The sequence below is a fragment of the Verticiella alkaliphila genome, from assembly GCF_018904615.1.
GTDB classification, from domain to species: Bacteria; Pseudomonadota; Gammaproteobacteria; order Burkholderiales; family Burkholderiaceae_B; genus Verticiella; species Verticiella alkaliphila.
The window spans coordinates 120688-147246 of record NZ_JADCNH010000007.1; the positions used below are offsets into that span (position 1 = coordinate 120688).

General features: G+C 69.3%; 20 protein-coding genes and 3 pseudogenes. 15 read left to right on the forward strand and 8 right to left on the reverse strand.

Translation table 11 applies throughout. The features are described 5' to 3' along the window. Nucleotides 1–36: 36 nt before the first annotated feature. The gene (locus tag IMZ29_RS07520) at nucleotides 37–798 is read right to left on the reverse strand and encodes a ComF family protein (protein WP_253206933.1); all 762 of its coding nucleotides are present in this window, start codon (nucleotides 796–798) and stop codon (nucleotides 37–39) included. 94 nt (nucleotides 799–892) lie between these two features. Here IMZ29_RS07520 and IMZ29_RS07525 point away from each other — a divergent pair, with 94 nt between their 5' ends. The 5 genes and pseudogenes from IMZ29_RS07525 to IMZ29_RS07540 all read left to right on the forward strand — a co-directional run bounded on the left by IMZ29_RS07525 (nucleotide 893) and on the right by IMZ29_RS07540 (nucleotide 5565). After that, the gene (locus IMZ29_RS07525; protein ID WP_216182346.1) at nucleotides 893–1816 is read left to right on the forward strand and encodes a methyltransferase domain-containing protein; all 924 of its coding nucleotides are present in this window, start codon (nucleotides 893–895) and stop codon (nucleotides 1814–1816) included. Between the two features lie 130 nt (nucleotides 1817–1946). Then, nucleotides 1947–3065: pseudogene (locus IMZ29_RS22635) on the forward strand (DEAD/DEAH box helicase); the annotation flags it as partial. Further along, nucleotides 3060–4421: pseudogene (locus IMZ29_RS07530) on the forward strand (cytochrome ubiquinol oxidase subunit I); the annotation flags it as partial. The pseudogenes IMZ29_RS22635 and IMZ29_RS07530, both read left to right, overlap by 6 nt. 5 nt (nucleotides 4422–4426) lie before the next feature. Further along, nucleotides 4427–5437, forward strand: a complete 1011-nt coding sequence (gene cydB, locus IMZ29_RS07535; RefSeq protein ID WP_216182349.1) for a cytochrome d ubiquinol oxidase subunit II — start codon at nucleotides 4427–4429, stop codon at nucleotides 5435–5437. Beyond that, nucleotides 5434–5565: a DUF2474 domain-containing protein gene (locus IMZ29_RS07540; RefSeq protein WP_216182352.1), complete on the forward strand. Its 132-nt coding sequence runs from the start codon at nucleotides 5434–5436 to the stop codon at nucleotides 5563–5565. Before cydB ends, IMZ29_RS07540 begins: the two co-directional genes overlap by 4 nt. A 30-nt stretch (nucleotides 5566–5595) precedes the next feature. Here IMZ29_RS07540 and IMZ29_RS07545 read toward each other — a convergent pair whose 3' ends face one another. After that, entirely contained in the window at nucleotides 5596–6144 is a 549-nt protein-coding gene (locus IMZ29_RS07545; RefSeq protein WP_216182355.1) for a carboxypeptidase-like regulatory domain-containing protein, read from the reverse strand. A 169-nt stretch (nucleotides 6145–6313) separates the two neighbouring features. Between IMZ29_RS07545 and IMZ29_RS07550 the strand changes: the two genes are divergently transcribed. Both IMZ29_RS07550 and IMZ29_RS07555 read left to right on the forward strand, forming a co-directional pair. After that, entirely contained in the window at nucleotides 6314–7537 is a 1224-nt protein-coding gene (locus IMZ29_RS07550) for an MFS transporter (protein WP_216182357.1), read from the forward strand. An 89-nt stretch (nucleotides 7538–7626) separates the two neighbouring features. Then, nucleotides 7627–8709 carry a S1C family serine protease gene (locus tag IMZ29_RS07555; protein ID WP_216182359.1) on the forward strand — a complete coding sequence of 361 codons (1083 nt, stop codon included), beginning with the start codon at nucleotides 7627–7629 and terminating at the stop codon, nucleotides 8707–8709. A gap of 3 nt (nucleotides 8710–8712) precedes the next feature. On the opposite strand, the gene IMZ29_RS07560 is transcribed toward IMZ29_RS07555, so the two are convergent. Next, the gene (locus IMZ29_RS07560) at nucleotides 8713–9660 is read right to left on the reverse strand and encodes a GGDEF domain-containing protein (RefSeq protein ID WP_216182360.1); all 948 of its coding nucleotides are present in this window, start codon (nucleotides 9658–9660) and stop codon (nucleotides 8713–8715) included. Between the two features lie 325 nt (nucleotides 9661–9985). On the opposite strand from IMZ29_RS07560, the gene mutS reads away from it, so the two are divergent. The 8 genes from mutS to IMZ29_RS07600 all read left to right on the forward strand — a co-directional run bounded on the left by mutS (nucleotide 9986) and on the right by IMZ29_RS07600 (nucleotide 21615). Then, the gene (gene mutS / locus IMZ29_RS07565; RefSeq protein WP_443083794.1) at nucleotides 9986–12628 is read left to right on the forward strand and encodes a DNA mismatch repair protein MutS; all 2643 of its coding nucleotides are present in this window, start codon (nucleotides 9986–9988) and stop codon (nucleotides 12626–12628) included. A 7-nt stretch (nucleotides 12629–12635) separates the two neighbouring features. Beyond that, nucleotides 12636–13790, forward strand: a complete 1155-nt coding sequence (locus IMZ29_RS07570) for a JmjC domain-containing protein (protein ID WP_371820159.1) — start codon at nucleotides 12636–12638, stop codon at nucleotides 13788–13790. Nucleotides 13791–14112: 322 nt separating this feature from the next. Further along, the gene (locus tag IMZ29_RS07575; protein WP_216182364.1) at nucleotides 14113–14340 is read left to right on the forward strand and encodes a hypothetical protein; all 228 of its coding nucleotides are present in this window, start codon (nucleotides 14113–14115) and stop codon (nucleotides 14338–14340) included. A 176-nt stretch (nucleotides 14341–14516) separates the two neighbouring features. Beyond that, on the forward strand, nucleotides 14517–15773 hold the full coding sequence (locus IMZ29_RS07580; RefSeq protein ID WP_216182366.1) for an alkyl sulfatase dimerization domain-containing protein: 1257 nt from the start codon (nucleotides 14517–14519) through the stop codon (nucleotides 15771–15773). 19 nt (nucleotides 15774–15792) lie between these two features. Beyond that, entirely contained in the window at nucleotides 15793–17889 is a 2097-nt protein-coding gene (locus IMZ29_RS07585) for an acetate--CoA ligase family protein (protein WP_216182369.1), read from the forward strand. A gap of 56 nt (nucleotides 17890–17945) precedes the next feature. Further along, entirely contained in the window at nucleotides 17946–18923 is a 978-nt protein-coding gene (locus IMZ29_RS07590; RefSeq protein WP_216182371.1) for a Bug family tripartite tricarboxylate transporter substrate binding protein, read from the forward strand. 14 nt (nucleotides 18924–18937) lie between these two features. Continuing rightward, nucleotides 18938–20251 carry a DUF1254 domain-containing protein gene (locus IMZ29_RS07595; protein ID WP_216182374.1) on the forward strand — a complete coding sequence of 438 codons (1314 nt, stop codon included), beginning with the start codon at nucleotides 18938–18940 and terminating at the stop codon, nucleotides 20249–20251. After that, on the forward strand, nucleotides 20248–21615 hold the full coding sequence (locus IMZ29_RS07600; protein WP_216182377.1) for a DUF1254 domain-containing protein: 1368 nt from the start codon (nucleotides 20248–20250) through the stop codon (nucleotides 21613–21615). Before IMZ29_RS07595 ends, IMZ29_RS07600 begins: the two co-directional genes overlap by 4 nt. A gap of 4 nt (nucleotides 21616–21619) precedes the next feature. Here IMZ29_RS07600 and IMZ29_RS07605 read toward each other — a convergent pair whose 3' ends face one another. From IMZ29_RS07605 to IMZ29_RS07630, 5 genes and pseudogenes are all read right to left on the reverse strand, one after another. Further along, nucleotides 21620–23233, reverse strand: a complete 1614-nt coding sequence (locus IMZ29_RS07605) for an AMP-binding protein (protein WP_216182379.1) — start codon at nucleotides 23231–23233, stop codon at nucleotides 21620–21622. An 80-nt stretch (nucleotides 23234–23313) separates the two neighbouring features. Further along, nucleotides 23314–24081 carry an enoyl-CoA hydratase/isomerase family protein gene (locus IMZ29_RS07610; protein WP_216182382.1) on the reverse strand — a complete coding sequence of 256 codons (768 nt, stop codon included), beginning with the start codon at nucleotides 24079–24081 and terminating at the stop codon, nucleotides 23314–23316. Between the two features lie 31 nt (nucleotides 24082–24112). Further along, the gene (locus IMZ29_RS07615; RefSeq protein ID WP_216182385.1) at nucleotides 24113–24775 is read right to left on the reverse strand and encodes an SDR family oxidoreductase; all 663 of its coding nucleotides are present in this window, start codon (nucleotides 24773–24775) and stop codon (nucleotides 24113–24115) included. Nucleotides 24776–24804: 29 nt separating this feature from the next. Next, nucleotides 24805–25544 (reverse strand): annotated as a pseudogene (locus tag IMZ29_RS07625) (SDR family NAD(P)-dependent oxidoreductase). Between the two features lie 8 nt (nucleotides 25545–25552). Continuing rightward, nucleotides 25553–26536 (reverse strand): Bug family tripartite tricarboxylate transporter substrate binding protein, encoded by a 984-nt coding sequence (locus IMZ29_RS07630; RefSeq protein WP_216182393.1) that lies wholly within the window; start codon nucleotides 26534–26536, stop codon nucleotides 25553–25555. Nucleotides 26537–26559 lie beyond the last annotated feature (23 nt).

Here is a 26559-nt window from a genome sequence, read left to right on the forward strand (position 1 = left end):
GGCTAACCTGAAAAGTCGTGGTGGTTCTAGGCCGAATTATGAAGGGAAATGCGCGCCGGGGGGCGGCGTGCGCGCGACGGCCAGGGCATGGACAGGATCCGCACCCGCTTCGCGCAGGGCGCGCGCGGCCGCCTCGAACGTGCTGCCGGTGGTCATGACGTCGTCCACGATGGCCACGGGCTGTCCGGCGAGCCCGCGCGTGGCCTGAAAGCGCCCACGATCGCGGGCGAGCCGATCGGCGCGAGCCAGCGCGTGCTGCCGCCGGCCGTCCTCCTGCACGGGCACGAGAAGCCCGGTCATCACGGGCAGGTCGAGGTACTCGCCCAGGCTGCGCGCGATTTCCCGGGCGGGATTGAAACCCCGGGCCTGCAGGCGCGCGCGCGAGCCGGGCACCGGCACGAGCCAGGTATCGGGCGGCAGACCGTCTGCATCGCGGGCCACCGCATCGGCCAGGAGCTCGCCCAAGGCCAGGGCCGGCCCGGGACGCCGGGACTGCTTGGCGCGGCGCACGAGCGCATTCAGCGGCGGCGCGTAATCCGCGGCCACGATGACCGCATCATAGGCGGCCACGCGCACGAGGCAGTCGGCACACCCCTGCCCCGGCTGCAGGCGCACCGCACACCAGCGGCAGCGCGCCACCGCGGCTGCCCGTCTGCCCCCCAAGCCGAGCGCGTCGTGGCGGCAGCCCGGGCATAATGCGCCCGCACGTGCCGCGCCGCCGCACAACGGGCAATCGCTCGGCAGGATGGCGCGCACCCCCGCCAGGGCTTGCCGCCACCACGGTACCGCTGCGTGCATGATCTCTCCCGGGCTTGCGCCACACGCCGGCTCGCCTGCGCGTTTGGCGTACTCTCTCACTTTAGGCCACGCACGCGGCCCGTCACGCACCACCATGTCAGATTCCACGCACCCCGACCTGCCCATCGATCCGCACCACGTGGCGCGCCAATTTGCCCGCCGCGGGGATCTGGGCGACGCCGCCTTCCTCTATGCGGAGATCGACACCCGCATGCGCGAGCGCCTGCGCTACATCCGCCTCGAACCCGCCCGCGTGCTGGATGCCGGCTGCGCCGTGGCGGCCGGCCGCGACGGCCTCGCCGAGCGCTTCCCGGCAGCGAGCTACGTGGGCATCGACCACTGTGCGGCCCTGATCGCCCAGGCCGAGGCCCGGCACGCCGGGCCTGGCGGGGTGCGCGGGCTGCTGCAGCGCCTGCGCCCCGGCGGGGCCGCCGCACCGGAGTTCCATGTCGCGGATCTCGCAGCGACGGGCCTCGCCCCGGAATCGGTTCAGCTGGTCTGGTCCAACCTCGCCCTGCACTGGCACCCCACGCCTCACGCCGTGCTGGGTGAATGGCGCCGCGTGCTCGCCGTGGGCGGACTGGCGATGTTCTCCTGTCTGGGCCCCGCCACCCTGCGCGAGGTGCGCGCGGCGGTGGAGGCCGCCGGTCTGCAGACCCAGACGTTGCCCTTCGTGGACATGCACGACTTCGGCGACATCCTCATCGAGAGCGGCTTCGACGATCCGGTCATGGACCAGGAGACGCTCACCCTCACCTACTCCACGCCCGAGCGGCTGCTGGCCGATGTGCGCGCGCTGGGCGGCAATCCGGCGCGCGGGCGCCGTGCCGGCCTGGCCGGGCGCGCGTTCCGTGACCGGCTGCACGCGGCCCTGGAAGCCCAGCGCCAGCCGGACGGCCTGCTGCATCTCACGCTCGAAGTGGCCTATGGCCACGCCTGGCGCGCCGCCTCCCGCCAGGCACAGCCCGGCGAGACCCGGATCTCGGTGAGCGCCATCGGCCGCGGCCCACGCCCGTGAGCGCGCCGCAGGGGGCGCGGTGTAGAATGGTCGATTGCGCGCGATCCAATCCCGTGCTTTCGATCTGATTTGCCGTCCGCCTTTGATTGGAGTCTCTCAACTCGAGCGACAGGCTGCCGCTGGAGTTGCCGTGACCACTGATACCACCTTTGCGAGCCTCGGGCTCGCCCCTGCGCTGCTGCGCGCCGTCACCGAGACGGGCTACACCACCCCCACCCCGATTCAGCTGCAGGCCATCCCGCTCGTGCTGCAAGGCGGCGATCTGCTCGCCGCGGCCCAGACGGGGACGGGCAAGACAGCCGGCTTCACGCTGCCGATCCTGCACCGCCTGCAAGAGACTGCCCCGGCCCAGCGCCGCGCCGGCCGCCCGCGCTGCCTCATCCTCACCCCGACGCGCGAACTCGCCGCGCAGGTCGAGGAATCGGTCAAGACCTACGGCAAGCACCTGCCGCTCACCTCGCTCGTGATGTTCGGCGGGGTGAACATCAACCCGCAGATCACCGCGCTCAAGAAGCCCGTGGACATCCTGGTGGCCACGCCGGGGCGCCTCCTGGATCACGCCGGGCAGCGCACGATCGATCTGTCCGGCATCGAGATCCTGGTGCTGGACGAAGCCGACCGCATGCTGGACATGGGCTTCATCCATGACATCCGCCGCGTGCTCGCGCTCCTGCCCAAGGTGCGTCAGACCCTGCTCTTCTCGGCCACCTTCTCCGACGAGATCCGCACGCTGGCCAAGGGCATCCTGCGCGACCCGGGCGAAGTGTCCGTCGCGCGCCGCAACACCGCCTCCGAACTCGTCGCGCAAAGCGTGCACCTGGTGCCGCAGAGCCACAAGCGTGACGCGCTCTCGCATCTGATCCGCAGCAACGACTGGCAGCAGGTCCTCGTCTTCACGCGCACCAAGCATGGCGCCAACCGCCTGGCCGAGAAGCTCGTGAAGGACGGCATCGGTGCGGCGGCCATCCACGGCAACAAGAGTCAATCTGCGCGCACCAAGGCCCTTGCGGGCTTCAAGGACGGCAGCGTATCCGTGCTCGTGGCCACGGACATCGCCGCGCGCGGCCTGGACATCGACCAGCTGCCGCAAGTGGTGAACTTCGAGCTGCCGAACGTGCCGGAAGACTACGTGCACCGCATCGGCCGCACGGGCCGCGCAGGCAGCCCGGGCGCCGCCGTGTCGCTGGTCGATCACGAAGAGGTCAAGCTGCTGTCGGCGATCGAAAAGCTCATCAAGCGCCCCATCGACATCGGGCTGGCGAGCTATCTCATGGTGCTCGAGGGCTTGTGGCTGCGTACCAAGAAGCCTGTCTATCGCGACCTCTACCATTACTGGCTGAAGATCTTCGCGGTGAACTTCGCCATGGGCGTCGTCTCAGGCATCGTGATGGCCTACCAGTTCGGCACCAACTGGAGCTACTTCTCGGACTTCGCCGGGGGCATCACGGGCCCGCTGCTCGCCTACGAGGTGCTGACGGCCTTCTTCCTGGAGGCGGGATTCCTCGGCGTGATGCTGTTCGGCTGGAATCGTGTCGGGCCCGGCCTGCACTTCCTGTCGACCTGCATGGTGGCGCTCGGTACCCTCATTTCATCGACCTGGATCCTGGCGTCCAACAGCTGGATGCAGACACCCGCCGGGCACGAGATCATCGACGGGCGCGCCGTGCCGGTGGACTGGTTCGCCGTCATCTTCAACCCCTCGTTTCCCTACCGGCTGTCGCACATGGTCGTGGCCGCGTTTCTTGCCACCGCGCTGCTCGTCGCGGGCTCGGCCGCCTGGCACCTGCGCAGGCGCCACGCGACGCCTGCCGTGCGCAAGATGTTCGCCATGGCGCTGGGCATGATCCTGCTGCTGGCCCCGCTGCAGGCGGTGATCGGCGACTTCCACGGACTGAACACCCTTGAACACCAGCCCGCCAAGATCGCGGCGATCGAGGGGCATTGGGAGAACACGGCGGGCAAGGCCGTGCCGCTCACCCTCTTTGGCTGGCCCGACATGGCACGTGAGGAGACGCGCTTTGCCGTGGCCGTGCCGCACCTGGGCAGTCTCATCCTCACGCATACCTGGGATGGCCACATCCCGGCACTGAAGGATTTCGCGCCGGAAGACCGCCCCAACGCCACCGTCGTGTTCTGGTCGTTCCGGACTATGGTGGGGCTCGGGCTGCTCATGATCGCGCTGGGCGCCTGGGGCCTGTGGTCACGCTGGCGCGGCCGCCTCTATACCTCCCCTGGCCTGCAGCGCTTTGCCGTGGCGATGGGCCCGGCGGGTCTCATCGCCATCCTCGCCGGCTGGTATACCACCGAGATCGGCCGCCAACCCTGGGTGGTGTATGGCCTCATGCGCACGGCCGACGCCGTCTCCCCGCACGGGGCGACGGAACTCGGCGTCTCGCTGGCCCTCTTCGTCGCGGTCTACCTGGTGGTCTTCGGTGCCGGCACGGCATACGTGCTCCGCCTCATCGCCAAAGGCCCGGTCGCGCACGAACCCCCACTTCGCGGGGGCCCAGGGCAGGAACGTCACCCGATGCGCCCCCTGTCGGCGGCCAGCACCGGCGAAGGCGAGCCGCGCGCCGGCCACTCTCATCCAACCCGTCAGGAGTAAGGACGATGGGCATCGATCTTCCCGTGATCTGGGCCGTGATCATCCTCTTCAGCATCATGATGTACGTGGTGATGGACGGCTTCGACCTCGGCATCGGCATTCTCTATCCGTTCCTGCCGGACAAGGGGGATCGCGACGTCATGATGGACACGGTCGCCCCCGTCTGGGACGGCAACGAGACCTGGCTCGTCATGGGCGGCGCGGGCCTGCTGGCTGCGTTCCCGCTGGCCTACGCCGTCGTGCTGAGTGCGCTGTATCTGCCGCTGGTCTTCATGCTGATTGGTCTGGTGCTGCGCGGGGTGGCCTTCGAGTTCCGCTTCAAGGCGTCGGACGCACGCCGCCATTGGTGGGACAAAGCTTTCATCACCGGCTCGGTGATGGCGACGTTCTTCCAGGGTGTCACGCTCGGGGCCTATCTCGATGGCATCCCTGTCGCCGGGCGCGCCTTCGATGGCGGGCCGCTGGACTGGGTCTCCGCGTTCAGCCTCTTCACCGGGGTTGGCCTCGTGGTGGCATACGCGCTCCTGGGCAGCACCTGGCTCGTCATGAAGACCGAAGGCGACCTGCACGATCGCATGGTGGTGCTCTCGCGTCGGCTGGGCTGGCTGCTGCTCGCGGTCATTGCGCTCCTGAGCGTGTGGACCCCCCTGCTGAGTACCCGCATTGCCGAGCGCTGGTTCAGTTGGCCGAACCTCGCGTGGTTTGCGCCGGTGCCGGTGCTCGTCGTGGCCGCCACGCTGGGGCTGCAACGCTGCCTGCGCACAGGCCGGCAGGCGGCGCCCTTCGTGCTGACGCTGGCACTGGTGTTCCTCGGCTACAGTGGCCTGGGGATCAGTCTGTGGCCCAACGTCGTGCCACCCGGCATCACGTTGCGCGAGGCCGCGGGGCCGGACGAGAGCCTGGGCTTCGCCCTGGTGGGCGCCCTGCTCATCATCCCCATCATCCTGATGTACACCGCGTGGGGCTACTACGTCTTTCGCGGCAAGGTGCGCCACGGCGAGGGCTATCACGGATGACGAGACGTCCACCCTGGGCCAAGCGCCTCGCTTGGCTCATCGGCCTCTGGCTGGCGAGCGTCGGCGCCTTGAGCGGCGTCGCGCTCGTCATCCGATGGATCATGAATGCCGTCGGGCTGACGACCTGACAGCCCGACGCCCGGCGAGCCTTTCGGGTCTTACCAGGCGAAGCCCACGCGCTGGCCACGCCCGCTAGACACGGTCACGTCGCGGGTGAGTTCACGCCCGTCGTGCGTCGCCTGGATGCGGTAGCGGCCTGCGGGCAGGTCGATCAGCAGATATGGACCCTCGGCGGTCACTTCCAGGCTCGGCGCATTGCCATTGCCACGGATGCGCACGGGGATGTTCGCCACGTAGGCGCCGGAGGCCTGGCTGAAGACCATGCTCAGGCGGTACTGCGGAATGGCGTCACGCAGGGCGTTGGACTCGGTCTGGCCAAAGCCTCCGGTCACGTAACGAATGCCATTGACTTCCTTCACACCGGGCAGGCCATTCTCGGCGGCCGGGGTCCAGTTCGTCTGCGGACGCGGCAGCGTGCGCTGGCCGGCTGGGGCAGCCTCGCGGGCCCCCGCCGGGGCCATCGCGCCCGGTGTGGCAGCGCCAGGGGCGGACGGCGCGGGCGGCACGGATTGGGCGATGGCAGCCGCAGCGGCCAGGGCGCCTGCGCTGGCAACGGTGGTGATCACAGCACGACGAAAGCGAATCATGATGGCTCCTTGGGGCATGAGGTGACGTCCTGCGGGACTGACGTCTGGCAGGTCAACTCAACGGTGGAGCAAGCCGCATGCCGCTCGCGGCCGCTTCGCGGCGCCGCGCCCTGCTGTGCTAGGCTTGTCGGCCCTCCGCCTGCCGGGGGTGACCCTTCGCGCAGCCACCATGACGTCCCCCGTTCCCGACCCGCACCGCCGCCTGCGGCGCTTCATCGCCTGTGGTCTCACGACGGCCGTGGTCGGCAGCAGTACGCCCATCCCGCTTTACCCGATCTACCGCGCCGAGCTCGGCCTGGACGCCCTCACCATGACCATGATCTTCGTGGTCTACGTCGCGGCCGTGCTGTGCGCTCTCCTCGTCGCCCCTGCCATCCTCGCGCGTCTTCGCAATCCCTATCGTCTGCTCGTGCCGGGTCTGGGCATCGTGACCCTGGGTGCCCTCACGCTCGCGCAGGCCGACTCCCTGGCGGGCTTGCTCGCGGGCCGCATCATCGCGGGCATCGGCACGGGATGCGTGACCTCCTCGGTGAACATGGCCATGGTGGATCTGTCCCCGGGGCGCGACGTGCGCCACGCGGCCATGGTGTCCACCCTGTCGTTCGGCGCGGGCTCTGCGCTGGGGCCCGCCTTGAGCGGCGGCATCCTTCAACTCGGCATCTGGCCGCTCGTCACGCCGTTCGTGTTGGTATCAATCGCGGCGCTCGTCACCGCCGTACCGGCTGCGCGCCGCTGGCACGACACCGCCACGGCAACCGCGCCCGTGGCCGGCCAGCCCGCCACCCCGCGGCCCGCGCGCGATCCCATCCCCTGGGCCGCCTTCGGGCTCTGTTCGGCGCTCATCATCCTGTCCTGGGGCCTGGGGTCGATCCTGATGGCGCTGGGGCCGTTCTTCGGCGATCGCCTGCTGGGCGTGTCGGATTACGCGCTCACGGGCTATGCCGTCGCCCTCTTCACGCTCACCGGCACCACGAGCCAATGGCTGCACCGCCGCGCTCACCTGCGCCGGGGCCTGGTGCGCGGGGCGATCATCGTGGCCGTGGGTCTCAGTCTGGCGTTCACCGGTCTTCTCCTGGGCTCGGTGCCGTGGGTGGCCGGCGCACTGGTGCTCACCAGCTTCGGTCAGGGTGGCGCCTTTGCCTGCGGTGCGGCGCTGCTGCAGCAGGTCGCTCCGCCCAGCCAGCGTGTCCGCATGGTGTCGTGGTTCTACATGGCCGGCTACGTCGGCAATCTCCTGCCGTTGCTGCTGGGGGCGATCACCGACCGTTTCGGTGCCATGAGCGCGACACTGGGTTTTCTGGTGGTGTGCGTGGCGGCCATGATCGGCATTGCGACAGGCGCACGACGCGTGTTTCGCCAGCCCGCGGGCGCGGCGCATGCTACGGGAGCGTGAGATGATGCAGTGACTGCCAGATGCCGGCCTGCCGGCCTGGCGCGGGTTTGCCCCACCCGCCTCGGGGGCGTCGAGCGAAGGAGCCCCTCGTGACTATCCGCCCTCCCCTGACCCTGCCCCGCATGACGCTGGGCTGTCTCACCTTGTTGGCCGCGATGAGCGCCACCGCGCTCGCGCAGACCCCCCCGTCACCCGAGCCCTCGTCACCCGCCCCCACCCTGCCTGAACCACCGCAGCCAGGTCAGCGCGGGCCTGGCGGTGCCGGCGGCACCCGCGTGGACATCGCCGACTTTTCCGTCGTGGAATTGCGTGGCAAAGGTCTGCACAATGCCCGCACCACCGCGCTCGGGCCACGCCGCCAGGGTGGCGGCATCGTCATCGACGATCAGGGCCTCATTCTCACGATCGGCTATCTCGTCATCGAGACCGAGCAGATCGAAGTGGTGGGTCGCCGCGGCGAACGCATCCCGGCGGCGATGATTGCCTACGACAACGACACAGGACTGGGCCTCGTGAGAGCCGCCGTGCCACTCGACGTCAAGCCCGTGGCCTTCGCAGACTCCGACAACGTAAAAGTCTCGGATCCTGTCCTCGTCGTGGGCTTCGATGGCGTGGCGCCCGCCTATGTGGTCTCCAAGCGCACCTTTGCCGGCACCTGGGAATACCTGGTCGACGACGCCTTGTACACGGCCCCTGCCACCACCGGCTGGAGCGGCGCTGCCCTCCTGAACAACGAGGGCCGGCTGATCGGCATCGGCTCTCAGCTGGTGCCGGACGCCCTGGGGGCGAGCCGCCCGGTACCGGGCAACATGTTCGTGCCGGTGGATGAATTGAAGCCCATCCTCCAGGATCTGGTGGCCAACGGCAAGCGCGCCGGCGAGGCACGCCCGTGGATTGGCGTGACGATCCAGGACCTGAAAGGCAAGCTGCTCGTCACCCGGGTGGCGCAGGACAGCCCGGCGGACCACAGCGGCATCCGCGAGGGCGACATCATCGTAGGCCTCGCAGGCAACACGCTCAAGGACTCGGCCGATTTCTACACGCGGCTCTGGAAAAGCGGCAATGCCGGCGTGAAAGTTCAACTCGACGTGGTGAAGGGCGTGGCCGTGGAGAAGGTGGCGATCGACACCATCGACCGCGCCCAGTATCTGCGCCCGCCCGCCATGTACTGAGCGCTAGGTGCCCGCCAGGACATGGGCCACGCACTGGTCCGTGCCCTGGGTTTGGGCTTGCGCCAGCGCTTGGCTTGCCAACGCCAGCATGGCGTCACGCTGATCGCGCGCGCGCAACGGGCGCGTCGTGACCGTGACCACACCTGCGCTCACCGTCAGCACCGACGTCCCCGGTACGTGGCCCGCCGCGATGCTCAGGCCACGCACGGCCAGGCGAATCCGCTCCGCCACCCGCACGGCACCGGCGGCATCGGTATGCGGCAGAATCGTTCCGAAACGACTCTCGCCGACGCGACATACCAGATCCGCGGGCCGGTGCGCGACCCCCGCCGCCGTCTCGGCCACCAGCCGCACGCAATCTTCGGCGGTGACGCCATCGGCCGGCGCCTCGTAGGACCGGAAATCATCGAGCTCCACGAGCACCAGGGACAACGCATCGCCCGAGCGCGGCAGCAGGACCAACTCACGCGCCAGCTTGGCGGCACAGCAACGGGCGTTGGGCAGACCGGTGAGCGGATCCATCCATTTGCGCTGGCGCTGGATTTCCGCGGGCAGCTCCCGGCGTCGCGTGCGAAACACCCCTTCACCGATGGACGTCAGCCGGACTAGGCCCGCCACCACGCGGCGATGCTCGTCGCGCACCGGCACCACCGCGCCCAGGTAGCGCCGCCCCGCGATCACCACCTCCTGTTCCGGCACGGCGATGCCGGCGTCCAGGTAGCGCAATCCCCGTTCGACCATGGCGCCGCCATCGGGCGTGAACTCCTCCAGGCGCCGGCCGATCAAGGCCATCCCGGGCAAGCCGAGCAAGCGCGCGAACGCGGCGTTCACCACCATATGACGGCCCTGACGATCCACCATGAGGGCGGGTTTATCGTCGGCATCGAGCAGACCGCCCGGATGCAGCGTCTCGGGTGGGGATCCCAGCACAGCGGACAGGGAATCGGACATCGTCACTCCGCAAAGGCCTCTTCGTGCCATTGGCTTGGCACCGGCGCGTGAAGGGCGTTGACCCAGTATGGACCAACGCCGCCGCTTTTTGAACACCTGCCAAGCAAGTCGCGTGCACACGAGGCGGGCTGCGCCCCTCGAGCTTGCGCGCATCATCATCTTCTTCGATTTGCGTCATGCGCAAAGCTGACCGCGCACGCAGGTCAGCGGTGCCCCTCCCCGGGAGCCCGGCACCGACGGGCCCCTGGCGGACGAAACATGGTCAAATACCCGGTTCTCGATCGCGCGCGAGCGCTATCGACACCGCTGACCCTCCCTGGAATCGATGCCCAAGACCGACCCTTCCGGCCACACCCCCATGATGCAGCAGTACCTCGGCCTGAAAGCCGAAGCCGGCCCGCTGCTGCTGCTTTACCGGATGGGGGACTTCTACGAGCTCTTCTATGAAGATGCCGAGAAGGCGGCTCGCCTGCTCAATCTCACCCTGACGACCCGCGGCAGCTCCGCGGGCCAGCCGATCCGCATGGCCGGGGTGCCGTTCCATGCGCTGGAAGGTTACCTGGCGCGTCTCGTGGCCATGGGCGAATCGGTGGCGATCTGCGAACAGGTGGGCGACCCGGCCACGTCCAAGGGGCCGGTCGAGCGGCGCATCGTGCGTATCGTGACGCCGGGTACGCTCACCGATGACGCCCTGCTCCCGGCCAAGGCCGACCGCGTGATCGCGGCGCTGCACGTGGCGTCGGTACGCCGCGAGCGGCGCTATGGTCTGGCCTGGTTGAATCTTGCGAGCGGCGAATTCCGCGTGAGCGAGTGCGGCACGTCGCATCTGGCGAGCGAGCTGCACCGAATCGCGCCGGCCGAGCTCGTCCTCGCCGAAGGCGAGAGCCTGCCGGATGGCTGCGGCGACCTCACCGCCCCGTTGAGCCCCGCCCCCGCCTGGCACTTCGAGTCCACGGGCGCGACGGCGCAACTCACCGGGCACTTCGGCACCGACTCCCTCGCGGGCTTCGACGTGCAGGACATGGCCGCCGGCATCTGCGCGGCTGGCGCCCTGCTGCGCTACGTCACGCGCACGCAGGCGCATGCGCTGGCGCACGTGCAGCAGCTTGCCGCCGACCGCCCCGGTCAGTACGTGGTGCTGGATCCGGCCACTCGGCGCAATCTCGAACTCACCGAGACCTTGCGCGGTGAGGAATCCCCCACGCTCTTTTCCACCCTGGACCACTGCGGCACGCCGATGGGCAGCCGTCTCTTGCGCCGCTGGCTGCATCATCCGCTGCGCGAGAATGCACCGGCCCAGGCTCGGCAGAATGCAGTCGCTGCCTTGCTGCGTGATGGCCTGGAGGGCCTGCGCGAGGCGCTGGGCCGCCTGCCCGACCTGGAGCGCATGGCCTCGCGCGTGGCCTTGCGCTCGGTGCGCCCGCGCGAGCTCGCGAGCCTGCGCGACGCGCTGCAGGCGCTCCCGGCGTTGCAGGCCTGCGTGCATGCGCTGGTCGATGCGCCGGCGCCGTTTGCCACAGTGCCGGAGGTGGACGTGGGCCATGTCCGCACATTGGCCGATCGCCTGACGCTCGATCCCGCGCTGCCTGAGCGGCTCGTGGCCGCCGTGGCACTCGAGCCTGCCCAGGCCGTGCGCGACGGCGGCGTCATCGCCGCGGGCTTCGATGCCGAGCTCGACGAATTGAGGCATCTGCAAAGCCACAGCGGCGACTTCCTCGTGCAGCTCGAGGCGCGCGAACGCGAACGCACCGGGATCGCCAACCTGCGCGTGGAATTCAACCGCGTGCACGGCTTCTTCATCGAAGTCACGCGCGGCCAGGTGGATCGGGTCCCGGACGATTACCGTCGTCGTCAGACGCTCAAGAACGCCGAGCGCTACATCACCCCGGAGTTGAAGACCTGGGAAGACAAGATCCTGTCGGCGCAGGAGCGCGCGATCGCGCGCGAGAAGTGGCTCTTCGAACAATTGCTCGATGCGCTTGCCCCGCACGTGCCGGCGCTCGCGGGTGCGGCATCGGCTCTGGCCGAGATCGATGCGCTGGCGTCGCTCGCCGCGCATGCGCGCGATCACGCCTGGGTCGCACCGCGCCTGGCCGAGGCAGCCGAGCTGCACATCGAGCAGGGCCGCCACCCGGTCGTCGAGCGCACCATCGAACGCTTCACGCCCAATGATTGCCTGCTGCACCCTGCCCGGCGCATGCTGCTCGTGACCGGGCCGAACATGGGCGGCAAATCGACCTACATGCGGCAGGTCGCGCTGATCGCGCTGCTTGCGCGCATCGGCAGCTTCGTGCCGGCGCGCGACGCGTGCGTGGGTCAGATCGACCGCATCTTCACGCGGATCGGCGCAGCGGACGATCTGGCGGGGGGGCGCTCCACCTTCATGATGGAGATGACCGAAGCTGCGGTGATCCTGTCATCCAGCACTGCGCAAAGCCTGGTGCTGATGGACGAGATCGGGCGCGGCACCTCGACCTACGACGGCCTGGCGCTCGCCTGGGCGATTGCGCTTCGCCTGCTCACGCACAACCAGGCGCTCACGCTCTTTGCGACGCACTACTTCGAGCTCACGCGCCTGCCGCAAGAGCGCGTCGAAGCGGCCAACGTGCACCTGGCCGCCGCCGAGTCCGCGCAAGGCATCGTGTTCCTGCACGAGGTGCGCGAAGGTCCGGCCAGCCGCAGCTACGGGATTCAGGTGGCCCAGCGCGCGGGCGTGCCGCCTGCCGTGCTGCGCACCGCCCAGCGCGAACTGGAGAAGCTGGAACTGCGCGCAGGCCCACAGCCGCAGCTCTCGCTGTTCGATGCGCCCGATGCCCCACCGGCCATGACGGCCGTGGCCGAACCGGCGAGCGCCGCGCCCGATCCGCTCGCCCTGGCGCTGGCCGCGCTCGACCCGGACGCGCTCACCCCTCGCGAGGCCCTCGATGCCTTGTATCGCCTGAAATCAGTCGCCGACGCCCATGCCTGACGCTCTCCTGCCGCCAGATCAGCCCACCCCCCTGCTGGGGGGCCTTTCCCCTGCCGACTTCATGCGCCGTCACTGGCAGAAGAAGCCGCTCCTCATTCGCCAGGCGATCCCGGGCATGCGGGCCCCGATTCGTGCGACGGCCTTGCGCCGCCTGGCGCGCGAGGATGACGTCGAATCCCGGCTGATCTGGCGCGAGGATGGCGAGTGGGCGATGGAACACGGCCCGTTCTCGCGCCTGCCCAAGGCGAGCGAACCCGATTGGACGCTGCTCGTGCAGGGCGTGGACCTGCACGACGATGCCATTGCAGCGTTGCGCGATCGGTTCCGCTTCGTACCTGACGCCCGTCTGGACGATGCCATGATCAGCATCGCCGGCACCGGTGGCGGCGTGGGGCCGCACGTCGACAGCTATGACGTGTTCCTGCTCCAGGCGGCCGGGCGCCGTCGCTGGCGCATCAGCCAGCAGAAGGATCTCGAGCTCCAACCCGATGTGCCGCTGCGCATCCTGCAGGATTTCCGGGCCGAGGAAGAGTACGTGCTGGAGCCCGGAGACATGCTGTATTTGCCGCCCCAGGTGGCTCACGACGGCGTGGCCATGGATCCCGACTGCATGACGATCTCGATCGGATTTCGCGCACCGCGCCGGGCAGAACTTGCCCGCGGCCTGCTGGAAGCCGCCGCCGACGCCTTGCCCGGCATGCCTGCCACGGCGGGCGAACGCCTGTACCGGGACGCATCCCAGCCCGCTACGGCGACGCCGGCAGCCTTGCCTGAGGCACTCGTCGACGAAGCGCTGACCGCCTTCGCAGCCGTGCGCCTTGACCGCGCCCTCGCGGCGGACTTTCTGGGTGCGTATCTGTCCGAACCCAAGCCCGGCGTGGTGTTCGAGCCTGCCGACGCGGACTGCTCGCCGCTGGACGCGGATTGGCCGCAGTCAGGCACGCTCGTCCTTGCACGCAGCACACGCGTGCTCTATACGGGCCGCAAGCTCTTCATCAATGGGGAGCCGGCCGAGGCGCCGGCATCCGCCCGGCTGCGGGCGCTGGCCGATACGCGACGACTCGCCTGCGCGGGCCGCGCGCCCAGCGAGGCCGAGCGCGAGGCGCTCGAGACATGGCGCGAGGCAGGGTGGCTGCACTGGGTGCCGGACGATGCTCGGTGAGTGTTGCCGGTGTCAGAAACCTGACGCCACGACGTCAAAAAGCCCGTTTCCAGCGCGTGGAAGCGGGCTTTTTTCATCGAGACATTACGGATCAACCGGCGACGGCGCCCTTGGCAAACTCAAAATAAGCTTCTGAATCATTAGCTTATGGCTCGCTCGAAAAATACCGCGGAGCACCTGCCTCGTTACATTCTTACCCACTAAATACTTACGTTAACCTTACAACAGAGGACAAAACCCGGCGGCGTCCGTACCATGGGAACCATGCAGTCACCAGTCAACAGTCACTGAATTCCAGACGACCTCGAAGGAGAAGACCACCATGAAGAAGCCTCTGATTCTCGCCGTCCTGCTCTCCGCCTCCGCCGCCCTGGCCGCCTGCGACCGCGCAGACGATCCGGCATCGATGACCGGCGCCCCGGCTGCCAACGATGGTGCGGTGACGATGCCCTCCCCGGCGCCTCAGAATACGGCCCCGATGGATTCGGCTCCGGCCACGACCACCCCGGCTCCTGCTGCGGGGGGCACCACCGGCACGATGTCGCAATAAGCGTACCGTGTCCAGCGCCTGCCTTGCAGGCGCGACAGAAAGCCCGCTTCGGCGGGCTTTTTTCATGAGCGCTCGTCACGTTGCCCACACGCTCGCACGGGAAAACCCGGCGTTGACGTCAGTGGATAATGCACATAGATTAATTAAAACTTGTGCATTAACCGGAGACGGGACGCATGAATTTTCCAGAAACGCCGGGCCTGAATGCTCTCGTCTCCCGCGCCGGCCTGGAGCCGCTGGACGCGGACAGCTGGATTCTGCACGGCCAGGGCCAGTCCTTGGTTGCGCGCCTGAACGAGGGACTCGTGCTTGTCGATACGGGACCCGGCGGCAAGGTGACGCGCGGCATGATCGCGGCCTTGCGCACGGCCACAGACGCGCCGCTCGCGGCCATCGTCTACAGCCACGGGCATCTGGGCTACAACGCAGGCCTGCCGCTCTGGCTCGCCGATGCCGCCGATCGGGGCCACCGCCCGCCACGCGTCATTGCCCACGCCAACGTACCTCGCCGTCATGCGCGCTATCGCGCCACGATGCCCCTGCAGGAGCGGCTGGCGGAGATGCAGTTCCGATCACCGGCTCGCAGCCTCGAGGGCAAGCTGCCCGTGCATGATCCGCACGAGGTATTCGACGACCGCCTTGTCCTCGGCCACGGCGAACGCGCCGTTCATCTGCTGTGGGCGCCCTCGGAGACCGATGACGCGATCGCGGTGTGGATCCCGGGCCGTCGCGTGCTCTATGGCGGACCGGCCATCATCGACGCCATTCCGAACATCGGCACGCCCTTGCGCACCATGCGCGACACGCTGCGCTGGGCCGACACGCTCGAGCGCCTGGCCGCGCTGCAGCCGGTGACCGTCGTGCGCGAATTCGGCGACACGCTGCACGGCGAAGCCGAGATCCAGACGGTGCTGGGCGGCACCGCCCGCGCCCTGCGCTGGCTGCATGCCGAAGTGCTGCGCCTCATCAATCTGGGCATGGGCGAACGTGAACTCCTGGCCCATCTGCAGTGGCCACCCGAGCTCTTCGATGTGCCCTGGATGCGCGCCACCTACGGCGACCCGAGCTACATCGCCCGTGACATCTACCGTTCGGAGAACGGCTGGTGGGACCGCAATGCGACGAGCCTGCATCCCAGCCCGCCCGAGGCGGCCGCACAGGCCATGGCCGACGCCATCGCGGACAAGCCGGCCGTGATCCGCGCGGCTCGCGCGCTGGCCGAGCAAGGCCAGACGCAGTTGGCACTGCATGTCATCGACCTGCTGGCCACCGCGCCGGGTGCGGCACCAGAGATCGGCGAGGCTCGCACCTTGAAGGCGCAATGGCTGCGCGAACGCGCCCGCCAGGTGCCGAGCTTCGTGTCGCGCAGCCTCTATCACGCCGTGGCCAATCGCCTGGAAGACGGCTCCGCCGTCGAACTCGGCTTGCGTTGATCCCCGCTCCGGAATCCCCATGACCTTCGCGTCGCTCGACCGTCTCTTCACGCCCCGCAGCGTTGCCGTGGTCGGGGCCTCGGACACGCCGATGAAGATCGGCGCCATCCCGATCAGCTATCTGCTGCGCCAGGGGTTCACGGGCCGCATCCTGCCGATCAACCCCGCACGCGACACCGTGCAGGGCCTGCGTGCCTGGCCGAGTCTGGCCGCGGTCGGCGAGCCGATCGATCTGGCCATCATCGCGGTGCCCGCGCAGCACGTGGCCGCGGCCCTGGACGACGCCATCGCCGCACAGGTCGGCAATCTCGTGATGTTCTCGGCGGGCTATGCCGAAGTCGATGCCGAGGGCGCCGCCGAACAGGCCCGGCTCGCCGCGCGAGCCCGGGCCAACGGCATCCGTCTGCTGGGGCCGAACTGCCTGGGTTTCATGAATGTGGCCCAGCACCTGTACGCCACCTTCTCGCCCGTCGTGATGGGGGGTGCCGCACCGGCCGGATCGCTGGCGGTCGTGAGCCAGAGCGGCGCCTTCGGCGCCTATGCCTATGCGCTTGCTCGCGCGCGCGGACTGGGTCTGTCCTACTGGATCACGACCGGCAACGAGGCCGACGTCCAGGTGGCCGACGGCATCGCCTGGCTCGCCCGCGACGCGAGCACCCGCGTGATCCTCGTCTACCTCGAAGGTTGCCGTGACGGTGCCCGCCTGCGCGCGGCGCTCGGCGCCGCGCGTGATGCCGGCAAGGCCGTGGTGGCCGTCAAGGTGGGCCGCACCGCGCAAGGGGCAAGCGCTGCCGCCTCGCACACGGCCTCGCTGGCAGGCGACGATGCGGTGTACGACGCGGTGCTGCGTGCCGACGGCGTGTGGCGCGCACACAGCATCGACGAGTTCTTCAACGTGGGCCATCTGCTCGCCCTCGCGCCGCGCCCTTCCAACGACACCATCGGGCTCCTGACGGTGTCGGGTGGCGTCGGCGCGTTGATGGCCGACGATGCAAGCCTGGCTGGCCTGACGATCTCGCCCATGCCGGCCGAGGCGCAAGCGTGGATCCGCGCGCAGGTGCCGTTCGCTGCGCCCGGCAATCCCGTGGACATCACGGGCCAGGTGACAGCCCAGCCCGAGCTCATCGAGCAAACGGCGCGGCGCATGCTGGCCGACGGCGGCTACGGGAGCCTGCTGGTGTTCCTGGCCGCCGGCGGCCTGTCGGATGCGTTGTGGCCGCGCCTGGAAGCGATGGCCGAAGGGCTGTCCCGCGACTATCCCGACCGTGCCGTGGTCTTCTGCAGTCTCTTCAGCGCCGAGCGGCTCGCCCGTTTGCAGGCTGCGGGCGTGGCCGCTTTCGCGGACCCCAGCGCGGCCGTGCGCGCCCTGGCCGGGCTGGCCTTCGTGGCAGCGCATCAGCGCCGCACGCACACCGCCGCCGTCCATATCGCGGCACCGACGGCTCCCGGGCCACTGCCTGCGACCGAGCCCGAGGCCCTCGCCTGGCTTAGCGACGCAGGCATCCCCGTGATGCCCTTTCGCGTCGCCCACGATGCCGACGCGGCGGCCCGCGCGGCGAACACGCTCGGTTACCCCGTGGCCATGAAGATCGTCTCACCCGACATTGCGCACAAGAGCGACGTGGGGGGCGTTCGCCTCGGACTCGCGGACGCCGCGGCCGTGCAGGCTGCCCATGCCGCGATGCTGACGCAGGTGCAGGCGGCGGCGCCCGGGGCACGCGTGACGGGCGTCCTCGTCGCACCGCTCGTGCAGGGCGGCGTCGAGTGCATCCTCGGCATGCAGCGCGACCCGGTCTTTGGTCCCATGGTGCTGTTCGGGCTGGGTGGCGTCGACGTCGAGCTGCAGCGCGACGTCAGCCTTCGACCTGCGCCGCTGAACGACGCTGACGCGCTGGCCATGATTCAGGAAGTCCGCGCTTACCCCCGGCTCACCGGCCATCGCGGGCGCCCACCTGCCGACATCGCCGCGATCGTTCGCGCGCTGGTTGCTCTCTCGCACCTCGCCTGCGCACGGCCGGACGTCGCATCGATCGATATCAATCCTTTCGTCGCGCTCCCGGCGGGTCAGGGCGGGCTCGCGCTGGACGCCTTGATCGTGGCCGGCACCGCCGGCTGACCGTTCCCGAGGCTTGCGCCTCATCGTCGTTGCCCGCAGGATCAGGAGAGACCATCATGAGGTTCACTTCCCGCGCATTCCTCGCCGTCGCCGGCGCCCTGTGCCTTGCCGGCACGCTGCAGGCGGCGGAGCCCTGGCCGCGGGCGCGGCCCATCCAGCTCGTCATCGCCTCGGCGCCTGGCGGCGGCACGGACACCTTCGCGCGTGTCTTCGCCGAGAAGCTCAGTGCCCAGATCGGCCAATCCATCGTCGCCGAGAACAAGCCCGGCGCCAACGGCATGATCGGCAACGAGGCGGTGGTGCGCGCCGCGCCCGATGGCTATACCCTGCTCTTCACCTATGCGGCCTCCATCGTCGGCAACCGCTGGCTCATGCCGAAGATGCCGCACGATCCGCAGAAGGACCTCACGCCCATCGCGCAGATCGGCGCGGGCGGCAATCTGCTCGTCGTCTCGCGCGACTTCCCTGCCCGCACCTTTGCCGAGCTCGTCGCCCAGGTGAAAGCCAAGCCTGATGCCTACAATTACGGCAGCTGGGGCGCCGGCTCGGGGGGGCACATCGCCATGGAGAGCATCAAGCAGCAGACGGGGATCAGCCTGCAGCACGTGCCCTACAAGGGTGTGATGCCCACGCTGATCGACCTGAAGGGCGGGCGCCTGTCCATTGCCTTCGTCGACAGCACCACGGCGCTGCCCATGCTGCAGACGGGTGACATCGTGGCGCTCGCGACGAGCGGCACGCGGCGGGGCGCGGTGACGACCGACGTGCCCACCCTGAACGAGCTTGGCCTCACCTACAACGCCGACGCCTGGTACGGCCTGTTGGGACCGAAAGACCTGCCCCAACCCATCGTGCAGAAGCTCAACGCCGCGGTCAACGCCATCCTGCAGGATCCGGAGATGCTCGAGCGCTTTCGCCAGTTCAACATGGCCGAGCCACCGCTCAAGACGCCGGAGGGCTTTGCCCAGACCATTGCGCGCGACATCGACACCTGGGGCAAGGTCATCCAGGCGGCCAGCATCCGCATCGACTGAGTCCAGGGGACGCCATGACCGATCACCGCACGCTGCTCTCGCACGCTGCTCGCGAAGCCTACGCCGTCGCCCTTCCCTGCTGGATCTGGGGCTATCCGCTGGTCGAGACGTTACGCACCTGCGCGGCGCGGCTCGCCGAGGCCGACACGCCCGTCAATCAGCTGCATCACGATACGCAGCCCAGCACGCACCACGATCGCTGGGTGGTGACACCCGCCAATGACCTGCTGTACTCCACCGCGTGGGTCCACCTCGCCGACGGCCCCGTCTACCTGGACGTGCCCGCCCCCACCGGCCGCTACTTCGTGATGGCCTTGCTGGACGCCCATACCAACAATTGGTGCAACATCGGACCCGAGGCAGGCGGCGCGGGGACGTCGCGGCACGCCATCGTCGGCCCCGACTGGCATGGCGATCTGCCCGCCGACGTGCAGGTCATTCATGCGCCGACGGATCTCGTGTGGCTGATCGGCCGCATCCTGGTGGACGACGCGAGCGATCTCGCCGCCGCTCAGGCGCTACAGCAAGGCTTCGCGCTGCACCCGGCCGATGGGCGCCCGGCACGAGCACCGGCCAGCGTCACCGCCTACGATGACGGCGCGGACCCGCTCGCCTTCTTCGGCAACCTGGCCCGCGGCCTCACGGACTTCCCGGTGGCCGAATCCGAGCGAGGTCTCGTGGCACTGTGGCGGGCGATCGGCATACGCCCCGGGGTGCCGTTCATGCCCGACGCCCTCGCCCCCGATGTGCGCCAGGCGCTGGCCTGGGCCGCGCACGACGCGCGCGACATCATCCTCGCCGCCACCCGCAGCGCCCGCGCCAAGCCCTGGGGCCTGAGCCTGCGCCTGGGGGTCTACGGTGACGACTATCGCCTGCGGGCAGCGACCGCGATGAAGGGGCTGGGCGCACTCGCCGGCACGGAGGCCGTCTACGCGCTGGCCGATTTCGATGCGGACCGGGCGCCCTTGTCCGGCGAGCACGACTACATCCTGCACTTTCCTGCCGGCGAGTTGCCACCTGCAGACGCATTCTGGTCGGTGACCCTGTATGGCGAAGACTTCTTCCTCGTGGACAACCCGATCGCGCGCTACGCCCTGGGCGATCGCACGCGCGGGCTCGAACACCACCCGGACGGCTCGCTCACGCTATACATCCAGCACGCTGCGCCCGCCGCCGGTACCGCCAACTGGCTCCCCGCGCCCGCCGGCCCCTTCTACCTGATCCTGCGCATGTACCGTCCCGGCGAGCGCGTGTTGGGCCGCGCCTATCAGATTCCCCCAGTCCAACGCGTACCGGCGAACCCGCGCCCCGAGGAGGCCAGCGCATGACGACACCCGCCCCCGACAAGACGTTGAGCACACTCGCCGCCGACGCCTTTGTCTATACATTTCCACTCTTCGAGATGCTGCGCATGCGCGCGGCAACCGCCCCGCGCCGCAATTCGCAAGGGCGCTTTGCCGACGACACGCGCGATGGCACCCGACGCTGGCTGAACACGTTCGCGCACTCGCCTCAGCTGCTCAAGGCGGGCGAGAGCCGCGTCGTGACGCCGAACTACGACACGCTCTACAGCAGTGCCTGGCTCGACCTGCGCCAAGGCCCGCTCGTGCTGCAGGCGCCTGACACGGCAGACCGCTACTACGTGCTTGGCCTGCTCGATGCCTACACCAATCCCTTCGCCCATCTGGGACGGCGCACCACCGGCACCCGCGCTCAGGCGTTCTGGCTGAGCGGCCCCGACTGGGAAGGCACCGTGCCACCCGGCATGCATCCGGTACGCTGTCCTACGCCCATGGTCTGGATCATCGGACGGCTGCTGGTAGACGGCGAGGACGATCAGCCGCAGGCGGCGGCCGTGCAGGCGGGGTTCACGCTGACAACGCCACACGGGGAGGACACGACAGGCATCGCCACCGACGTGGGCCCGGTGCTGCGGGGTCTGCCCGATGACGCGCAGACATACTTTGCGCGCGTGGCCGAAGGCCTGCGGGAGAACCCGCCGCCAGCGGCGGACGCGGCGTTCGTGGCGCAGCTAGCTCCCCTGGGGCTGGGCAGCGACGTCACGCCGGCAGAGGCGTCGAACGCCGGGTCGGCCGCGCATCGGGACGCCGTGCAGGCGGGATACCTGCGCGCGCGCGAGGCGCTCGCCCAAAGCGCCCGCCGGCTGGGCCGTCAGCCTCGTGAGGCCGAGACATCCGAGACGACGTCCCGCTGGGTCATGCCCGCCCTGCTGACCGAGAGCTTCGGCACCGATTACCGCACCCGCGCACGCATTGCGCTCGGCTACATCGGCGCGCTGTGCAGCGCCGAGGCGGTGTATCCCATGGCTTACGAGGATGCTTCCGGAGAGCCGCTCTCCGGTGCACACCGCTACCGGTTGCGCTTCGCCCCCGGCATGCTGCCGCCCGTGGACGCCTTCTGGTCGCTCACGATGTACCGCACCGCGGATTTCATGCTGGTGCCCAACGTGCTGGACCGCTACGCCATCGGAGACCGCAGCCAGCACCTGCGCCGGGATGACGACGGCGGCGTGACGCTCACGATCCAGCACGCGCCGCCGACAGATACCGGCAACTGGCTGCCGGCGCCGGCGGACGGCTTCTATCTGTGCCTGCGCGCCTACCAGCCGCGCGCAGCCTGGTTCGACGGCAGCTACCGCCTGCCCGATATCGAGCGTCTCGGGCCGGCGTGACGCCTCATGCCGCTGCGCGCGCCGCGTACAGACGTTCGGCCAGGGCGCGCGCGGCGCGATAGTCGCCCTTGCCGTTCTCCCCCCGCGGCATGTCCTCGCACACGAACAAGGCCTTCGGCACCTTGTAGCTGGCCATGCCTGCATCGAGCAGGCGACGCCAGCCCGACTCGTCCGCCACGGCCCCCTGGGCCAGGCGCACGAGTGCGATCACTTCGCTGCCCCACTTCTCGCTCGCCACGCCCACCACCATGGCGTCGGCAATGCTCGGCAGCCGCTTGACGGCCTCCTCGACCTCTTCCACGAAGACCTTCTCGCCGCCGGTGTTGATGACGAGGCTGCCCCGGCCGATCAACGTCATGGTGCCGTCGGCGAAACGCTCGGCCACGTCGCCAGGAATCGAGTAGCGTTCGCCATCGATCTCGCGAAAGACCGCCGCGGTCTTGGCCGGATCGCCCAGATAGCCGGCCGGCAACGGCTCGGCCTGCGCGAGCTGCCCCACGCCGGGCACGCCTGGACCGAGCAGCCGACCGTCCTCGGTCAGCAACGCCACCCGACGTCCGGGCAGAAAGCGTCCCGTGGGCATCTGACTGTCCACCGTAGTGATGGTGTAGCCCATGCCGGAGGCCTCCGACGCGCCGAGCGCATCGAAGAGCGTCACGTGCGGCACGTGGCGCAGCAGCCCTTGTTTGACCTCCAGACTCCACATCAGCCCTGCCGACGTGATGACCTTCAACCGGGAGAGGTCGTAGCGCCCGGGCGCAGCCTCCAGGGCATCGAGCATCGGGCGCGCGAACGCATCCCCGACGATGGACACGCGCGTGACCTGCTGATCCTGCACCACCTGCCAGAGACCGTCGGCATCGAAGCGCGTGGCGGGCAGGATGACGGCGGTGCCGCCATTCATGAGTTCGCCCAGAGCGCTGTTCAATCCCGTGCCATGCATGAGCGGGCCGGCGGGCAACGTGCGCCCCGGCGCCGCATTGGCCTTGACCATCGCGACGTGCTCAGCCAGATCCGCGGGCTTGCGCGCGACGAGCGGCGATTCGAGCTGGGCCGCGCGGTACTTGCCAGTGGGCCAGATGACCCCTTTGGGCATGCCGGTGGTGCCACCGGTGTAGAGCAGCAAGGGATCCTCGGGCGAACGCGTGATCTCGAGCGGCGTGCCATCGCCGTCACCCGCCCACGCCTCGTAATCGACGGCACCCGCCACGCCGTCGGTGCCCCCCACGCTCACCCAGGTATGGATCTCCGGCATCGCCGTCTGCAGGGCCGCCATGAGCGGCGCGAACTCGGCCTGATACAGCACGCCGCGCACGCCGGCATCACGGCAGACATAAGCCACTTCCTCGGCGCGGTAGCGATAGTTGATGTTCACCGGCACGAGCCGCGCCTTCAGGCAGGCGACGAAGCCTTCCAGATAGGCGGGGTGATTGCGGCTGACCATCGCAACGCTGTCGCCCCGCACCAGCCCCGCCGCCAGGAAGCGGCGCGCCAGACGGTTGCTGCGCACGTCGAACTGCGCCCAGGTCGTGACGTGCTCACCCTGGATGACCGCCGGGCGCTCGCCCGGCACGGCGGCAGCCACCGCATCGAAGATGTCCGCGATATTCCACACCATGACTGGCCTTGCTCCTCTAACCCTCTCGCCGCCGGTCGCAGCCGGCTTGGCGGTTGAACGATGCTGAACGCGGCGTGCGCTCAGGTACCCGTGAATACCGGCGCGCGCTTCTCGGCAAAGGCACGCATGGCCTCACGCGAATCGTTCGTGCCGGACAGCTCAGCCGTCAGATTCTGCTCGAAGCGATAGCCGTCGCGCAGCGTCATGTGCTCGATCGTGGAGGCCGCGTGCTTGGCCATGCGCGTGGCGATCGGGCTCTTGCTCGCGATCTCCGAGGCCATGGCCATGGCGAGCGGCATCAGTTCCTCGCGCGGCACGCACGCCTCGACGATACCCCGGCGATACAGCTCGGCACCTGGGACGCGATAGCCCGTCATCATCATGCGCCGCGTGAGCGAATGGCCGCAGATGCGCATGGTGTGCTTGCCCCCGCCCATCAGGCCGACGTCGACTTCCGGCAGCCCGATGACCGCGTTGTCCGAGCACAGCAGGATGTCGCAGGAGGCGGCGATGCCCAGGCCCGCGCCCAGCGCCGGCCCGTTGATCGCGGCAATGAGCGGCTTCTTGCATTCGATCATCGAGTAGCTCATCTCGCGCGCACGGCGCGAGTGAGCCCAACGCTCACCCGGCTCGAAGGTGGCCGTGGCGCGCGACTTGATGTCCGCACCGGCGCAGAAGACCTTGCCAGCGCCCGTGATCACGCCGACACGGACCTCGTCCAGATCGTTGAGCGTGTCGATCGCTCGGATCATCTCCTCCATGAAGGGTGCCGAGACCGCATTGACGGGCGGCGAATCCAGCGTGATGACGGCGATGTGGTCACGAATGTCCAGACGGATGTGGCTCATGTTGTCTCCAGGGAAAGGGGTGGGCAGGCGCTCAGCGGCGCCGTGCCTCGGACAGGCGAAGGCTGCGCAGGCCATCGATCAATACGGTATGCCCGCTCGGGCCCTCGCCAGGCTGGGCGAGGTAGACCACGGCGCGCGCCACGGCGTCGGCCTGGGCCGGCGCGCCGTCGGCCGGCACGAAATCGGCCGCCACGGCATTGGCGCGCACGCCGTGCTCGGCGAACTCCAGGGCAAGCGAACGGGTAAGGCCGACGATGCCGGCGCTGCCGGCCATATCGTGCGCACCACCCCATGCGCCCTGCGCACCCCGCGAGCCGACGTGCACGATGCGCCCCGCCTGCGTCTTGAGCCAGGGCAGGCACGCGCGCACCCAGGCGGCCGGGCCCAGCAACTGGCGCTGCATCGCGCACGCAAAGGCCGCGTCGCTGACCTCGAGAAAGCGCAGGCCCGCCTGCTGCACGGGCGCGTTGATGACGAGCACGTCGAGCCGGGCGGCGATCTCGGCGGGCACTCCCGCGGCCAGATCGTCGTTCGGGATCGGCCCGAGCCAGGTGAGGCCTGGCGTCAGGCTCGCGGGCACGCCCGGGGCGACGACGTCGAATCCCGCGGCGTCCAGCGCGCGGGCGATGTCGCTGCCAAAGGGCAGATCCGCGCCAACGAGCAGCGCGGCGGGACGAGGATCGGCGTGTGGCATGGAAAGTGGCTCCAGAGTCGTGACGCGGCTCAGTACATCGGCACGCCGATGGACTTGCCGTTGTCGGCCAGCAGCACCTGGCCGTTGACGGCATCGGCGGCGGACGAGGCGAGGAACGCCACGGCGGCGGCGATCTGCGCGGGCGACAGCGGCTTGCCATCGGGTTCGCGGCTCACCAGGCGCGCCGCATGTCGTCGGTGAAATCGTCGATCATGCGCGTCTGCACCATGCCCGGCGCGACCGCATTCACGCGGATGCCCGCCCAGCGCAACTCGACCGCCATCGCGCGGGTCAGCCCGACGACGGCGGCCTTGCTCGCCACGTAGTGCGAGGAGCCTGCGCCGCCCAGATAGCCGCGCGACGCCACGTTGACGATGCTGGCACCGGGCCGCATGTGCCGCACGGCCTCCTGCGCCATGACGAAGGTGCCGCGCACGTTGATGTCGATCATCCGCGCAAAGGCGTCGGCTGTGATGGCCTCGAAGCCCAGCAGCGGCGAGGCCACGCCCGCGTTGTTCACGAGCACGCGCAGCTCGCCCCCCAGGCGGTCGAAGAGCGCCTTGGCGCCGTCCCGATCACGGATGTCGAGCGCTTCACCGCGCACATTCAGCCCCTGGCCGCGTAGCTCAGCGGCCGCCATTTCGACCGATTGCGGATCGAGGTCCAGGGCGATGACGGCGTGCCCCTGGCGTGCGAGCGCTTCGGCCACCGCGAGGCCGATGCCGCGCGCCGCGCCCGTCACCACGGCATAGGATGCGTTGTCAGCCATGGCGAGCCTCAATCCGGCAGACCGGCTTGCTTGCGCACGTCGCGCCACTGCTCGTATTCGGATTTCACACGCGCGCCCAAGGCATCGGGCGTACTGCCCTGGGCGATCACGCCCAGCTTGGCGATCTGCGCCTTGACCTCCGGATCGGCGAGCACCGCCTGCAGGGCTTCGCTCGCCTTCTGCACGATCTCGGGCGGCGTCCCGGTACGCACCGCGACGTAGTTGATCGCGGTCACGTCATAACCCGGCAGCGTCCGGGACACCGGGGCGATGCTCTCGGGGATGCCAGGGAACGCCTTGGCCGAGGTGTTCGCGATGGCGTGCATCTTGCCCGACTGCACCTGCGGCCAGGACGCGGCGCTGCTGATGAAACCGATCTGCACTTCCTGCCCGATCACCCCAATCATGGCCGGACCTTCCCCCGTGAACGGGATCGCCTGCATGTCGAAGCCCCCCAGCATCTTCATGTACTCGCCCATGAGACGGCCATGGCCATTGGCGCCCGCCGTGGCGTAGTTGATCGCGGTCGGATTCTTCTTGGCCGCGGCGATCACGTCCGGCAGTGTCTTGTAGGGCGAATCCGGCGAGGTCACCAGGAGATAGGTGGCCTCCACCGCCAGGCTCACGGGCGTCAGATCCTCGAATGGCTTGTAGGGCACGTCCGAGGGCGCCAGGTACTGCGCCGCCGGCGAACACCAGATGAGCGTGTAGCCATCCGCCGGCGACTTGAGCGCCGAGCCCACGCCCACGGTGCCGCCACCGCCCGCGCGGTTGTCCACCACCACGGCCTGGCCGATGCGCTCGGAGAGCGACTTGGCCACGATGCGCGCCACGGTGTCCGAGCCGCCACCGGGCGGGAACGGCACCACGAGCTTCACGGGCCGGTCGGGCCAGTTGCCTGCGGCGGCATGCGCGGCCAGCGGCACGACGGCCCCCAGGGTGGCAGCACTCAGCGCAAGAACGCACAGACGGCGGGCAATGCGGACAGTCATGACAGGCTCCTGAGGGATGTCGG

Excerpts from the sequence above, each read along its gene's own strand:
- IMZ29_RS07520 (WP_253206933.1), bottom strand. The coding sequence starts at position 798 with ATGCACGCAGCGGTACCGTGGTGGCGGCAAGCCCTGGCGGGGGTGCGC.
- IMZ29_RS07525 (WP_216182346.1), top strand. The coding sequence starts at position 893 with ATGTCAGATTCCACGCACCCCGACCTGCCCATCGATCCGCACCACGTG.
- cydB (WP_216182349.1), top strand. The coding sequence starts at position 4,427 with ATGGGCATCGATCTTCCCGTGATCTGGGCCGTGATCATCCTCTTCAGC.
- IMZ29_RS07540 (WP_216182352.1), top strand. The coding sequence starts at position 5,434 with ATGACGAGACGTCCACCCTGGGCCAAGCGCCTCGCTTGGCTCATCGGC.
- IMZ29_RS07545 (WP_216182355.1), bottom strand. The coding sequence starts at position 6,144 with ATGATTCGCTTTCGTCGTGCTGTGATCACCACCGTTGCCAGCGCAGGC.
- IMZ29_RS07550 (WP_216182357.1), top strand. The coding sequence starts at position 6,314 with ATGACGTCCCCCGTTCCCGACCCGCACCGCCGCCTGCGGCGCTTCATC.
- IMZ29_RS07560 (WP_216182360.1), bottom strand. The coding sequence starts at position 9,660 with ATGTCCGATTCCCTGTCCGCTGTGCTGGGATCCCCACCCGAGACGCTG.
- mutS (WP_443083794.1), top strand. The coding sequence starts at position 9,986 with ATGCCCAAGACCGACCCTTCCGGCCACACCCCCATGATGCAGCAGTAC.
- IMZ29_RS07575 (WP_216182364.1), top strand. The coding sequence starts at position 14,113 with ATGAAGAAGCCTCTGATTCTCGCCGTCCTGCTCTCCGCCTCCGCCGCC.
- IMZ29_RS07580 (WP_216182366.1), top strand. The coding sequence starts at position 14,517 with ATGAATTTTCCAGAAACGCCGGGCCTGAATGCTCTCGTCTCCCGCGCC.
- IMZ29_RS07585 (WP_216182369.1), top strand. The coding sequence starts at position 15,793 with ATGACCTTCGCGTCGCTCGACCGTCTCTTCACGCCCCGCAGCGTTGCC.
- IMZ29_RS07590 (WP_216182371.1), top strand. The coding sequence starts at position 17,946 with ATGAGGTTCACTTCCCGCGCATTCCTCGCCGTCGCCGGCGCCCTGTGC.
- IMZ29_RS07595 (WP_216182374.1), top strand. The coding sequence starts at position 18,938 with ATGACCGATCACCGCACGCTGCTCTCGCACGCTGCTCGCGAAGCCTAC.
- IMZ29_RS07600 (WP_216182377.1), top strand. The coding sequence starts at position 20,248 with ATGACGACACCCGCCCCCGACAAGACGTTGAGCACACTCGCCGCCGAC.
- IMZ29_RS07605 (WP_216182379.1), bottom strand. The coding sequence starts at position 23,233 with ATGGTGTGGAATATCGCGGACATCTTCGATGCGGTGGCTGCCGCCGTG.
- IMZ29_RS07610 (WP_216182382.1), bottom strand. The coding sequence starts at position 24,081 with ATGAGCCACATCCGTCTGGACATTCGTGACCACATCGCCGTCATCACG.
- IMZ29_RS07615 (WP_216182385.1), bottom strand. The coding sequence starts at position 24,775 with ATGCCACACGCCGATCCTCGTCCCGCCGCGCTGCTCGTTGGCGCGGAT.
- IMZ29_RS07630 (WP_216182393.1), bottom strand. The coding sequence starts at position 26,536 with ATGACTGTCCGCATTGCCCGCCGTCTGTGCGTTCTTGCGCTGAGTGCT.